Annotated in this window: 10 protein-coding genes; 5 read left to right on the top strand and 5 right to left on the bottom strand. The window is 72.2% G+C overall.

Features of this window, described 5'->3' with window-relative positions; genetic code table 11:
- Positions 1–136 precede the first annotated feature (136 nt).
- Positions 137–1,906, bottom strand: coding sequence for a hypothetical protein (locus AC2CHE_RS17800; RefSeq protein ID WP_484506017.1), 1,770 nt, complete (start codon positions 1,904–1,906; stop codon positions 137–139).
- A 44-nt stretch (positions 1,907–1,950) separates the two neighbouring features.
- On the opposite strand from AC2CHE_RS17800, the gene mptB (AC2CHE_RS17795) reads away from it, so the two are divergent.
- Together mptB (AC2CHE_RS17795) and mptB (AC2CHE_RS17790) are read left to right on the top strand one after the other, a co-directional pair.
- A complete protein-coding gene (gene mptB / locus AC2CHE_RS17795) occupies positions 1,951–3,363 on the top strand; it encodes a polyprenol phosphomannose-dependent alpha 1,6 mannosyltransferase MptB (protein ID WP_484506016.1) in 1,413 nt (470 codons plus the stop codon).
- A gap of 195 nt (positions 3,364–3,558) precedes the next feature.
- Positions 3,559–5,163 (top strand): polyprenol phosphomannose-dependent alpha 1,6 mannosyltransferase MptB, encoded by a 1,605-nt coding sequence (gene mptB / locus AC2CHE_RS17790; RefSeq protein WP_484506046.1) that lies wholly within the window; start codon positions 3,559–3,561, stop codon positions 5,161–5,163.
- Positions 5,164–5,386: 223 nt separating this feature from the next.
- Here mptB (AC2CHE_RS17790) and AC2CHE_RS17785 read toward each other — a convergent pair whose 3' ends face one another.
- From AC2CHE_RS17785 to glnA, 3 genes are all read right to left on the bottom strand, one after another.
- A complete protein-coding gene (locus AC2CHE_RS17785) occupies positions 5,387–6,367 on the bottom strand; it encodes a hypothetical protein (protein ID WP_484506015.1) in 981 nt (326 codons plus the stop codon).
- Positions 6,364–6,726 (bottom strand): PadR family transcriptional regulator, encoded by a 363-nt coding sequence (locus AC2CHE_RS17780; RefSeq protein WP_484506014.1) that lies wholly within the window; start codon positions 6,724–6,726, stop codon positions 6,364–6,366. The genes AC2CHE_RS17785 and AC2CHE_RS17780 overlap by 4 nt, the downstream gene beginning before the upstream one ends.
- A gap of 97 nt (positions 6,727–6,823) precedes the next feature.
- Entirely contained in the window at positions 6,824–8,248 is a 1,425-nt protein-coding gene (gene glnA, locus AC2CHE_RS17775; RefSeq protein ID WP_484506013.1) for a type I glutamate--ammonia ligase, read from the bottom strand.
- A 315-nt stretch (positions 8,249–8,563) separates the two neighbouring features.
- Between glnA and AC2CHE_RS17770 the strand changes: the two genes are divergently transcribed.
- Positions 8,564–8,941 carry an RDD family protein gene (locus tag AC2CHE_RS17770; protein WP_484506045.1) on the top strand — a complete coding sequence of 126 codons (378 nt, stop codon included), beginning with the start codon at positions 8,564–8,566 and terminating at the stop codon, positions 8,939–8,941.
- A gap of 108 nt (positions 8,942–9,049) precedes the next feature.
- Here AC2CHE_RS17770 and AC2CHE_RS17765 read toward each other — a convergent pair whose 3' ends face one another.
- Positions 9,050–9,739 carry a DUF4191 domain-containing protein gene (locus tag AC2CHE_RS17765; protein ID WP_484506012.1) on the bottom strand — a complete coding sequence of 230 codons (690 nt, stop codon included), beginning with the start codon at positions 9,737–9,739 and terminating at the stop codon, positions 9,050–9,052.
- Between the two features lie 196 nt (positions 9,740–9,935).
- Between AC2CHE_RS17765 and AC2CHE_RS17760 the strand changes: the two genes are divergently transcribed.
- Together AC2CHE_RS17760 and AC2CHE_RS17755 are read left to right on the top strand one after the other, a co-directional pair.
- Positions 9,936–10,106: a hypothetical protein gene (locus tag AC2CHE_RS17760; protein WP_484506011.1), complete on the top strand. Its 171-nt coding sequence runs from the start codon at positions 9,936–9,938 to the stop codon at positions 10,104–10,106.
- A 44-nt stretch (positions 10,107–10,150) separates the two neighbouring features.
- A partial coding sequence (locus tag AC2CHE_RS17755) for an ATP-binding protein (protein WP_484506010.1) occupies positions 10,151–12,528 on the top strand: 2,378 nt, incomplete at its 3' end.

The raw sequence follows: 12,528 nt of genomic DNA, 5'->3' as shown, positions 1-12,528 counted from the left end.
GGTGCCTCAGGTGGTCGTCGCCACTTCGAAGCGTAGAAATGTGTTTGATCTCTTCATTCATCAACTATGGTCTGCGAATGATTTTGTGGTAATGCGGCTGCGTGAGGTGTGGCACGGTCAACCGTGCTTCTGGCGATCATCCGGCGAGCGTGTACGTACCCGCCCTTGGGACCGTCACGGCGGTCCATCGCTCGTGGGCTGCGAGGGTCGCGCCGTCCGTTACCGTCAGCCATCTGTTGTGGCGGATGCGGACTAGTACAACGCCCGCCTCGACGGCGCGGAACGTGACCGAGTTGGCGTCTTCGCGGAGCAACTCGCCAGGAGCGGCGACCAGCGGAGTCGGATCGGCCACGCCGTACAGCCGCCAGTGCTGGTCCGACCAGATTTCGGTGAGGTACGGCAAACCGCCAGTGACCAACTCGGCCTCAGCCCGACCCACCCAGGACAACGGTGCGTCCGGCACCGCCACGTACTGCACCGCGTTCTCGGCAAGCCACGCTCGGTAGTTCTCCGCCGTGAGCGGAACGCCGGTACCGCGTGCGCCGGGCACGGTGGTGAAGAACAGCGGGTTCCGGTCGATGTCCGCCTGCCGCAACCAACCCCGTGCCAATGGGATGTCGCCAAGTCTGGCGGCCTCCCAGTAATTGCGGGTGGGCGGCACCTCCAACCGACCGTTGAGTCCGCGACGGCCTATTTCGGCGCGCAGCGGTGCGAAATAGCTCGGATCACTGGTCTGGTCGCCGATGCTGCGTAGATCGGCGGGTACCACCGGCGGCTGCCACCAGCACACCGCTGCCAGCAATGCGGCCAGCACTATGGGCTTGAGTAGCCGGGACCGCCAGGAGGACGTGCCCAGCCTGCTGGCCGGCGCGTCGCCGCCCCCGGACGGTCCGGCTTCCGAATGGCCTGCACCGCTGAGGGAGGGCTTCAGAGCGTCATCACTCGGACTTCCAGATCGCATGGGTCGGGCCAGCCAGGCGGGTGGTCGGGCCGCTGCGGCCAGGACGGGTAGCGCGAACATGGTTGTCAGCCGGGTGGCGTTCAGCCCGACCGGCGTGTGCACCAGCGCTGCCGTTACCACGCCGACCGCAGCCAGCAGGGCGCCGACCCGCACCGATCGATGGGCGATCAGAGCGGCTACCAACAGCGCCGTCACCATCGCCCGGACCGTGTCGGTACGACTGATGTTCATCCAACCGCCGTCGCCGAACAGCAACGCCGTCACGCCCAGCGGCAGGGCCGCAGAGACCGCGATCGTCAGCCCGTCGGAGTACCGGCGGGACAGCAGCAGCGCGACCCCGGCGAGACCGACGAACAGCCCGGCCACCGGGCTGGTCGCCGACGCCAGCAGCGCCGCCGCTCCGGCCAGTGCGAGCGGTCGCCAGCCGCCAGCTGCGCTCGGACGGACGCTGTCTCCCCCGGCTCGGTTCGCTTGGCCAGCAGAGGCGGCAGCATCGCTTCGGCACGAGCTGGCACCCGACCCGTGCCAGGTGAGGGCGAGCAGGGCGGTGAGGCCGAAGGCAACTCCAAGGCCGTAGGTCACCCGGCCGGAGACCAGATTGCCGGCGATGGTGACCACTCCGACCAGGCTGCCGAGCAGCGGCCGGGGCACCTGGGTACGGACCAACAGCGCTGCGAAGACGGTGGCCGCCGCGACCAGGGCCAGCGCGCCGGTGAGGCGTACGCCGAGCAGCGCCATCACCGGTTGGGCAAGCAGGCTGTAGCCGAACTGCTGGACCCCTCCGTACCATCGCAGGTCGACCAGGGTGGGGCCGTGCGCGGCGAAGAAGTCCGCGCGGGCCACCTGCGCCGCCAGGTCCGAACCCATCGGCGGAAGGATGAGATACGCCACACCGAGCGCCCCGGAGACCGCGGCGGCCAGCGCCACCACCCGACTGCCCCGCATGCCCACCTCCGTTCCGCGATCACGGTACTGGCAGCATGTCCGACGTGCCCCATCACCTCGTGCGCTGGACCGGACTGGCCGGATCGATCATGCTCGCCGTGGCGGCATTCCTCGGCGGTGCGCTGCCCGACGGTGATCTGCGACCCAACCCGGTCAAGATCTGGCTGGGCCCGAACGGACCGCTGATCATCGGGCTGTGGTTGTTCGGCACCGCAGCCATGGCGCTGGCCTGGTGGACGCTGCGGGACCGGGTGCCGTCGGCGCGATGGGCTCTGGTCACCGCCGGGCTGTGGGCGCTGCCGTTCCTGTTCACTCCGCCGCTGGGCAGCCGGGATGCCTACGCGTACGCGTGCCAGGGGGCAAGCTACGCCAACGGCATCAGCCCCTACGAGTACGGCGTATCGACGCTGCCCTGCCCGTGGCTGGACACCATGTCGTACATCTGGCGGGACACCCCGGCACCGTACGGTCCGCTGTTCGTGGTGCTCTCCGGCGCGGTGGTCGCCGCGACGGGCTCTCTGATCGGCAGCATCGCGCTGTTCCGGGTGCTCGCGGTGGCCGGCGTCGTGCTGACGGCGGCCTGCCTGCCGGTACTGGCCCGTCGCTGTGGCGTGCCGGTCGGCCGGGCCCTCTGGCTCGCGCTGGCCAGCCCGCTGATCGGGGTGCACCTGATCTCCGGCGTCCACAACGACGCGCTGATGGTCGGGCTGCTGGTGGCCGGGCTGGCCGTGGTGGTCAGTCGCCCCGGGCGGCCCTGGCCGCTGCTGGCCGGCGGCGTCGTCCTCGGCCTGGCCGCCGGCATCAAGGTGACCGCGCTGGTGGTGGTGCCGTTCGCGGCGCTCGCCGCGATCACCGGCGGCTTCTCGCTGCGCGCGCTGCTGCGCCACGGTACGCCGATGGTCGGCGGCACCGTGGCCACGCTGTTCGGCGTGACCCTCGCCGCCGGGCTGGACCTCGGGTGGATCACCGGGCTGTCGCACGGCAACGAGGTGGTCGCCTGGACCTCGCCGCCCACCGCCGTCGGGCAGACCGTCGGCTACCTGGTGCTGCCGTTCGGCCTGCACATCGACGCGCTGCCGGTGACCCGGGGCATCGCGGTGCTGGTGCTGGCGGCGTTGCTGGTGTGGCTGTGGTTCCGGGCCCGTCACCGGGAACCGCTCTGGCACGCCGCGCTGGCGTTGACCGCGACGGTGGCGCTCGCCCCGCTGTTCCACCCCTGGTACTGGTTCTGGCCGCTGGCGCTGCTCGCCGCCACCGCGCGGCGCACCTGGTGGTTCAGCGCGGTGACGGTGTACGCCGCGTTCCTGGTGCTGGCGGACGGCACCGGCCTGCCCCGCTACACCAAGACGGTCGGCGCGCCGCTGATGACGCTGTTCGTGATCGTGGTGGCGGTCCGGTTGGTACGGTCGGCGAAGGAGGCCCGGGCGGCGGCCCGTCAACCGGTGCCTGCCGACTAGGGCGTGTTTCCTGGAGGCACCCCCTGGGCCAGTTCCGGCGGGGCGTCCCTGGACCCCGCACCCTGAGGAGAGGTACCGCCGGTGACCGATCCCGGCACCCGTCCCCATCCCGATCCCCGCTCCGCGTCCGACGACCGTGACGATCCGGATCTCGGGCACGGTCGGGGTCTCGACCGTGATCCCGGTGCTCGGACCGTGGGCAGGCGGGACCGGGTCGCCCGGTACACCGGACTGGTGGGGGCACTGCTGCTGGCGGTGGCCGGGTATCTCGGTGGCGCCCTGCCCGATGTCACCACCGCCCCCGACGGTGGTCCGCCGACCGTCGCGTTGTGGCTGCTCGGCACGGTCGCCATGGTGGGTGCCTGGTGGGCACTGCGCGACGGTGCGCCGTCGACCAGGTGGGCGTACGTCACCGCCGGGTGGTGGGCGCTGCCGCTGCTGGTCACCGCCCCGCTGGGCAGCCGGGACGTCTACTCGTACGCCTGCCAGGGCTGGATCTACGCCGACGGGGGTGACCCGTACGCCACCGGGGTGGCTGCGGCCGGTTGCCCCTGGGTCGAGGCGGTCGCGCCGGTCTGGCGGGACACCCCGGCCCCGTACGGGCCGCTCTTCGTGTTGCTCGCCGCGCTGGCCGTGGTGCTCGGGGGTGGGTTGTTCGGGACGGTGGCGCTGCTGCGGCTGCTGGCGCTCGCGGGCGTGCTGGCGGCGGCGGCCTGCCTGCCCGGCCTGGCCCGGGCAGCCGGCGTGCCGCCCCGGCGGGCGACGTGGCTGCTGCTGGCCTGCCCACTGGTCGGCGTGCACCTGGTGGCCGGGGCGCACAACGACGCGGTGATGCTCGGCCTCCTCCTGCCCGCCCTGCTGATGCTGGCCCGCCATGGATGGCGTCGGCCCGGTGTCCTGTGGTCGGGTCAGCAGCTGGTAGCGGCCGACCGGCACGGGTCGCTACGGCTGCGCGGCGTGCTGCTGGTGGCCGGGGTGTTGCTCGGACTGGCGGTGTCGGTGAAGGCGACCGCCGTGGTGGTGCTGCCGTTCGCGGCGCTGGCCGCCGTGCGGGGCCAGCCCGTCGTGCGGACGCTGCTGCGCGACGGTGGCCTGCTGGCCGTCGGTGCCGTCGGCGGGCTGCTGTTCCTCTCGCGGCTGACCGGTCTCGGGCTCGGCTGGCTCGGTGGACTGGGTCGCAGCGGCGACACCGTGCAGTGGACCTCGCCGCCGACCGCCATCGGCATGCTCGTCGACTACGTCGGCGAACTCTTCGGCCGTCACCCCGACGCGGTCCCGGTGACCCGCGTCGCCGGCCTGGCCCTCCTGGCCGCCCTGCTGTTCCTCCTCTGGCACCGCACCTACCTCACCCTGCGCCGCCCTCCGCCCACCAACCGCCGCCCGGCCGCGTCGATCATGAAGTTAGCGCCTCGGCAAGCGCTTACCGGTGCCGCCAACCTCATGATCGATGCTACGGAGGTGAGTCGGCGGCGGGTGGTGCTGGCGGGTGCGGGGGTGGGGTTGGTGGCCACTGTGGTGCTCGCGCCGGTGTTTCATCCCTGGTACGCCACGTGGCCGCTGGCGGTGCTCGCGGTGGTGGCGACCCGGACCGCCTGGTTCGTGGTGCCGTGTGCGCTGGCCTCGTTTCTCGCTCTGCCGGACGGCACCAATGTGGCCCGGCTGACCAAGGCCCCGGGTGCGATCGCGATGACGGCCCTGGTCATCACTGCGGTCCTCTGGTTCCTGTCCCGCCGCCGACCCTGGCGATCGACCCCACCCCCGATCGGCGGCGCTGCCAGATCCTCCTCCACCGAGTCGTAGCCGAGCCGCCCGTCCGTCTCCTGCTGCGGCGCGCGGTGGCGCGGCCGAAGCGTGGCAGCAGAGTTGCTCGACACGCCGGCCGGAATGCACCTGCACTGCCACGGTCGCCGGGGCTCCGTGTGGGCCGCTGCGGTTGGGGTTGCGGGGCTCTGTCTGGTGGTCAGTTGACGGGCTGGCGGACCGGCTGGTCACGGCAGGGTGCCGGACGGCGGCGGGGGCCCGGTCAGCGGCGGGCGCCACAGGTGGGACAGGGCTCGCTGGGACTGTCGCCGCCGATGCGGCGGCGCAGGGTGACGGCGGCCGGCAGCACGGCCGGCCCGAGCAACGCGACGGCGAGAGCGGCACCGACAAGCGTCGGGTAGGTCGGGTGCGGTGCGCCGCCGAGGCCGTCCACCGCCCCGGCCAGGATGTGCACGCTGAGCAGGCCGATCGGGGTGAGCAGGGCGATCACCGCCCAGCCACCCCGCCAGTCCCGTCGCATGGCCAACCCGACGGTGAGCAGCAGGGCGACCACCAGCAACACCGCACCGGTGGCTGGCAGCAACTGTTCGGACGTCCACCGGTACGAGCCCCAGTAGCTGCTGTGCCCGAGGACGTAGGCGGCCACGCCACCGCCGGTGAGCGCCGCGACCGGCAGCCCCCGGGCGGCCGGCGGCAGGTGACTGTCGACGGCAAGCGCCAGCACGCCGAGGGCGAACTGTGGCACCAGCACCAGCAGCGGAGGTCTGGGCAGGCCCGCGACCGGGCTCGCCAGGAGAACCGCCACGGTGGCCAGCACCGCCGCCGCGATGGCTACCCGGGCCGGCCGGCCCGGTGTGACGAGCACCAGCAGCGCGGAGAACAGCCAGGCGAGCCAGGCGACGATGCCGGTCGACGTGAACGGGCCGAGCACCGGCACGCCGGCCTCGGCGGGTGGTGGGCTCTGCTCGACGAGCGTCCAGAAACCGGCCAGGAAGGCGGCGGTGGTCAGCGCGAGCAGCGCCGCGAGGCGTACCCCGGGAATGAGGTCGGTGGCGCCGGCGGCCCGCAGCCGCTGACGGAGGCCGCCCCGCACGAGGTCGGCGGCGTCCGCCAGGGAGGGCCAGCGCCGTCGCGGGTCGGCCAGGTCGAGGTACGTCCCGACGATTTCGTCACCGCGGTCCTGGCGGTAGTTCGGCGGGTACGCCCGCAGCAGGTGCCGGTATCGGCGCTCCAGCGTGCTCATGCCACACCTCCGGCGGAATGCGGGGCGAGCGGGCGCACCGCATTCCGGGTGCGCAGTCGGGCGGTGGCGGCCTCGACGTTGCGCCGTAGCCGCGCGGTCTCGGCGGCCAGCGTGGCGTCGCCGGTGGGGGAGAGGCGGTAGTAGCGGCGTAACCGCCCGTCGACGGTCTCCTCCCGGTCGAGTTCGACCAGGCCGGCATCGGTGAGCCGGTCCAGCGCGCCGTAGAGGGTGCCGGGGCGTAGCGACAGCCGCCCGTCGGAGAGGGCCGCGACCTCGCCGATGATCGCGTAGCCGTGCATCGGCTCGCGGGCGAGCGCGGTCAGGATCAGGAAGGTGGGTTCGCGTAGCGGAGTGTCCACGCACTCAATGTATCGGACGCGAAGGTATTGGGTTGGCCGAAACGCCGCGGGCCGACTCCGCGTGGTGCGGAGCCGGCCCGAAGGTCGCTGAGTGAGATCAGCAGTCGAAGTACATCGCGAACTCGTGGGGGGTCGGGCGCAGACGCACCGGGTCGACCTCGTTGGCCCGCTTCCAGTCGATCCAGGTGGAGATCAGGTCGGGGGTGAAGACGCCACCGTCGAGCAGGTAGTCGTGGTCGGCCTCCAGCGAGTCCAGCACGGCCGGCAGGGAGCCCGGCACCTGCTTGACGTCGCCCCACTCCTCCGGCGGGAGGTCGTAGAGGTCCTTGTCGATCGGTGCCGGCGGCTCGATCTTGCTCTTGATGCCGTCCAGGCCGGCCATCAGCATCGCGGAGAAGGCGAGGTAGACGTTGGCCGACGGGTCCGGCACCCGGAACTCGACCCGCTTGGCCTTCGGGTTGCTGCCGGTGACCGGGATGCGGGTGCAGGCGGAGCGGTTGCGCTGCGAGTAGACCAGGTTGACCGGCGCCTCGAAGCCCGGGACCAGGCGACGGTACGAGTTGACCGTCGGGTTGGTGAAGGCCAGCAGCGACGGCGCGTGGTGCAGTAGACCGCCGATGTACCAGCGGGCGGTGTCGGACAGGCCGGCGTAGCCGGTCTCGTCGTAGAACAGCGGCTCGCCGCCCAGCCAGAGGCTCTGGTGGGTGTGCATGCCGGAGCCGTTGTCGCCGAAGAGCGGCTTGGGCATGAAGGTGGCGGTCTTGCCGGCGGCCCAGGCGGTGTTCTTCACGATGTACTTGAAGAGCTGGAGCTGGTCACCGGCGTGCAGCAGGGTGGAGAACTTGTAGTTGATCTCCGCCTGGCCGGCGGTGCCGACCTCGTGGTGCGAGCGCTCCACGGTGAAACCGGTGTCGATCAGCCGGCGAACGATCTGGTCGCGCAGGTCGGCGTAGTGGTCGACCGGCGGCACCGGGAAGTAACCACCCTTGTACGCGGTCTTGTAGCCGCGGTTGCCGCCCTCCTCCTCGCGGCCGCTGTTCCAGGCGCCCTCGATCGAGTCGATGTAGTAGTAGGCCTGGTGCGCGGAGGTCTCGTGGCGGATGGAGTCGAAGATGTAGAACTCCGCCTCCGGACCGAAGTAGGCGGTGTCGGCGATGCCGCTGGCGGCCAGGAAGGCCTCGGCCTTCTTCGCCACGTTACGCGGGTCACGCGAGTACGCCTCGCGGGTGAACGGGTCGTGGATGAAGAAGTTCAGCGCGAGGGTCTTCTGCGCGCGGAACGGGTCGATGAAGGCGGTGGCGACGTCCGGGAGCAGGAGCATGTCCGACTCGTGGATCGCCTGGAAGCCGCGGATCGACGAACCGTCGAAAGCGAGACCGTTGGTGAAGAAGTCGTCGTCGACGGACTCCACCGGCAGGTTGAAGTGCTGCATGACGCCGGGCAGGTCACAGAAACGAACGTCGACGAACTTCACGTCCTCGTTCTTGAGGTAACGCAGGAGTTCCTCGGGATTGGCGAACACTCGTCCTCCTGGCACGTCCACGGATGGCTAGGCTCCTGGCGACGCTATGGCCGCGCGGTTGCCCGGCCATGTCTCCAGTGTTTCTGCCGTGTTACGTCCCTCGCGTTCGGTCACCCCGGGCGCCTGACCCGGACACCTCAACCCGAGGAACGGGTCTGGCTGTGCCAGTGTAATGAAGCTTGATGAGATTGGTCCTTTTCAGCGCTCAGCGTCGGCGCGCCCGGCACCGGTCCGGTTTGCCGCGAAACCCCGGGCCCGCACCGGGCCGCTGCCGCGCTGACTAGGCTCGTGCGGGTGACCACCCAGCCGAGCCCCTTGCCACCCCCCGCCGCGGATCCCGCCTTCGTCCCGGCCGACCTGGGTCGCCGGTTCGGGGCGCTGGTCATCGACTGGATTCTCTGCCTGCTCGCGTCGGGCCTGTTCGCCAGCCCCACGAGGGACGCCTGGGCACCCGTGCTGGTGCTGATCCTGCTGTACGGCGTCTTCCTGGGCCTGTTCGCCCAGACCCCCGGCATGTACCTGACCCGGATCCGGTGCGTCGACTGGAACGACGGCGGCCGGATCGGTCTGCTCCGGGCGCTGCTGCGGGGTGTGCTGCTGGCCCTGGTCGTCCCGGCCCTGCTGATGGACCAGCACCGGCGGGGCCTGCACGACCGCCTCACCAGCTCGGTCGTCACCCCCGCACCGCGTTGATCCGCCCTCCCCGCGAGCCCGCGCCTGCACCCTGACTCGGCGGCACCGAGCCATCCGAAGGGCCGGCCCGCGCTGTGCACTGACCGGCCGCTCGCGGGCTTGCCGGGCTCAGCGGCCGCGCATCTGGCGGGACGCGCCGCGCGGCGGGCGGAGGTTCTTGGGGATGGCGCCCTTGGGCATCTGGGGACGGGAGGTGAGCGCCTTCAGGCGCTTGTCCAGCGAGTTGACGTCCTTGCCGCTGAGGTTGCGGGGCAGCCGCATCAGCGTCATCCGCAGCTTGCGGATCGGCAGCTCGCCCTCGTCCTGCCCGATGACGTAGTCGTAGAGCGGGGCGTTGCCGATCACCTTGGCCAGCCGACGCTTCTCCTGGCCAAGCAGGCCGCGCACCCGCTGCGGGTTGCCCTCCGCCAGCAGGATCACGCCGGGCCGCCCGATGACCAGGTGCACCATGTCCATCTGGGTGGTCGAGCTGACCGCCGGGGAGACCCGCCAGTCACCGCGCACGTTCTCCATGATCTGCGCGGCGGCGCCCGGTTGCCCCTCGGCCGCGTTCATCATCGCCCGGTTCGATCGGAGGTTGAGCACGATCAGCAGGCAGAGCAGGGCGAACAGGATGCCCAGCGGCAACCAGAGCCAGCCCCAGAGAGCGACCGCGACCACAGTCAGCGCAAGCGGGATCAGCACCGCGCCGGTGGCCAAGGGGGCGAACCACTTGTCCTGCTTGGCGGTGAACCGGAACACCAACCCGATCTGCTTCAGCCGCTGGCCGAACGAGACCTTCTCCTGGGGCTTTGCCATGCCGTCGAGTCTAGTGGTCGCCTGCCGCACCGTTGATCCGCGGCCGGCTGAGTACCTTACGAGCCCACTACGCCGCCGGCGACCCGGCGTAAGGAGGGCGAGTGGGCACAGATCAGGCGCGGTGCCCATGCCCCGGCGGCACCTTCGCGAGCAGAGTCGAAGTCACCCAGTTGACGACGATCGCAGGGAGCGCGCCATGTTCGGTCACGACGCCAACCTCATGCTCACCCTCTACCGTACGCACGCCGCGGAGCTGCGGGCCGAGGCCGCCCAGGACCGGCTGGCCCGATCGCTGCCGCACCGCTCGGCACGCGGCTGGCTGCACCGCCGGCACCATCGGGCGCGTATCGACGAGGCACGCCACTGAGCGCCGGACCGGTGGGCCGTGGCGGGCATGGCATGCTCGGTGCCGTGTCCGTCCGCCCCACCAGCACCGTCCTCGTCGGCCGCCAGCGTGAGTTGGCGCGACTACGTGCGGCGGCTGGCCGCGCCCGCGCCGGGGAGCCGGTCACCGTCCTGGTCGGTGGCGAGGCCGGGGTCGGCAAGACCCGCCTGCTGGAGGAGTTCGGCCGCTCCGTCGGCGACGACGCCCGCGTGCTGGTCGGGCAGTGCCTGGAACTCGGCGAGGCCGGCCTACCGTTCGCCCCGTTCGCCGCGGTGCTGCGGGCGGTGCTGCGCCGCGACGGCACCGGCGTCCTCGACGGGTACGACGCCGAGTTCGCCCGCCTGCTGCCGGAGCTGGCCCGGCCGGCCGGTGCCACCGCGCCCGCCGCCGGACCGCCCTCGGACGCCCCCCGGGGCTACCTGTTCGAACTGGTCGCCCAGCTCTTCGGCCGGCTCGCCGCCGCACAGCCACTGATCCTGGTGATCGAGGATCTGCACTGGGCGGACCGGTCCACCCGCGACCTCATCGGCTTCCTGGTGCGGGCGGCCCGCACCGGGCGGCTGCTGCTGGTCTGCACCTACCGCACCGACGAACTGCACCGGGGGCATCCGTTGCGGCCCTTCCTGGCGGAGCTGGACCGGGCCCGGGGTGTCGAGCGGATCGAGCTGTCCCGGTTGGAGCGCGACGGAACCGGGGCGGTCCTTGCCGGGCTGCTCGGTGCCGAGCCGGCTTCCCGCGCGGTCGATGACATCCACGACCGTACGCAGGGCAATCCCCTGTTCATCGAGGAGCTCGCCGCCGCCGGCAGCCCGATCGGCTGCGCCGCGCTGCCGGAGACGCTGCGCGATCTGCTGCTGGCCCGGGTGGACCGGTTGCCCGAGCCGGCCCAGCGGGTGCTGCGGATCGCCGCCGCCGGCGGCAACCGCCTGACACACCAACTGCTCGCCGAGGTCGCTGCCCTGCCCGAGGCGGAGCTGGACGACGCCCTGCGAGCCGCCGTCGCCGCGCAGCTGCTGGTCGCCGACCCGGACGGCGACTACGAGTTCCGTCACGCGTTGGTCCGTGAGGCGGTCCACGACGAGTTGCTGCCCGGCGAACACGCCCGGCTGCACGCCCGGTTCGCCGCCGCCATCGAGGCGCAGCCGCACCTGGTCGCCGCCGGCCGGGCGCCGGCCGAGATCGCCCACCACTGGTACGCCGCCCACGACCATCCCCGAGCCCTGGTGACCGCCCGGGTGGCCGCCTGCGCCGCCGCCGACCGGTACGCCTACGCGGAACAGACCCGGCTGCTGGAACGGGTGCTGGAGCTGTGGGAACTGGTGCCCGACGCCGCCGACCGGCTCGGCATGGACCACCTCGCGCTGTTGGAGGAGACGCTGAGCGCGGCAACCACCGCCGGTGACTACCAGCGTGCGTTGACCCTGACCCGGGCCGCGCTGGCCGAGGTGGACACCGGTGAGCAGCCGCTGCGCGCGGCGCGGCTGCTGGACCGGCGCGGCCGGATGCTGGCCATGCTCGGCAAGAGCGACGGCGCGACCGAGCTGCGGGAGGCGTACCGGCTGGTGTCCGGGGTGTCGGACGGCCCGGACCGACTGCGGCTGCTCGCCGACCTGGCCGATCACCTGGCTCGCATCGACCATGCCGACGCGGCCCGGATCGCCGCCGAGGTGGTGACCGCGGCGCAGGCAGCCGACACCGAAGGGGCACTGCTGCTGGTGCAGCTGGCGGTGCTGAGACGCCGGGAGGGGGAGGTGGATCTCGGACTGGCCGAGCTGCGCCGCTGCGAGGGGCTGGCGCGTACCGCCGGAGAAGCTCCGGCGCTGGTCAGCGCGCTGGTGCACATCTCCGACGTGCTGTTCGAACTGGGCCGGTACGACGAGTCGGCGCAGGCCGCCGCCGACGGGGTGAGCGAGGCACGTCGGGTCGGCATCAGCCGCTCCACCGGGGCGTACCTGCTCTCGAACCGGGCGGAGGCGCTGCTGGCGCTGGGCCGTTGGACGGAGGCCGACCAGGTCTGCGCCGAGGCGGCCCGGCTCGACCCGCCGGGCGTCTCCGGCCTGCACTGGCTGCAACTGCGGGCCGTGTTGCGACTGGCGCAGGGGCATCACCGCGCCGACGAGACCGTCGCCCGGGCGCTGAGCTTCCTCGCCAAGCCGTACCTGCATCCGCACAACCGGCTTCCGCTGCACCTGCTGCGGCTGGAGACGGCGCTGGCGGCCGACGACCGGGTCGAAGCGCTGCGGGCGGGGCAGGCGTGCCTGACCGATCCGGCGATCGTCGACTACCCCCGGTACAGCTGGCCGGTGCTTGCCGCGGCGGCCCGGGCCGCCCGACACGTCGGTGACGGGGCGGTGGCGGCCGAGGACGCCGCGCTGGCCGGCGGCGTCGCGGCCCGGTTCCCCGC

The organism is Micromonospora sp. ATLC16, from assembly GCF_057196645.1.
This window is presented reverse-complemented; position numbering and strand designations above follow the sequence as displayed.

Coding starts and splice junctions, on each gene's coding strand:
- AC2CHE_RS17800 (WP_484506017.1), bottom strand. CDS start 1,906: ATGCGGGGCAGTCGGGTGGTGGCGCTGGCCGCCGCGGTCTCCGGGGCG.
- AC2CHE_RS17785 (WP_484506015.1), bottom strand. CDS start 6,367: ATGAGCACGCTGGAGCGCCGATACCGGCACCTGCTGCGGGCGTACCCG.
- AC2CHE_RS17765 (WP_484506012.1), bottom strand. CDS start 9,739: ATGGCAAAGCCCCAGGAGAAGGTCTCGTTCGGCCAGCGGCTGAAGCAG.
- AC2CHE_RS17760 (WP_484506011.1), top strand. CDS start 9,936: ATGTTCGGTCACGACGCCAACCTCATGCTCACCCTCTACCGTACGCAC.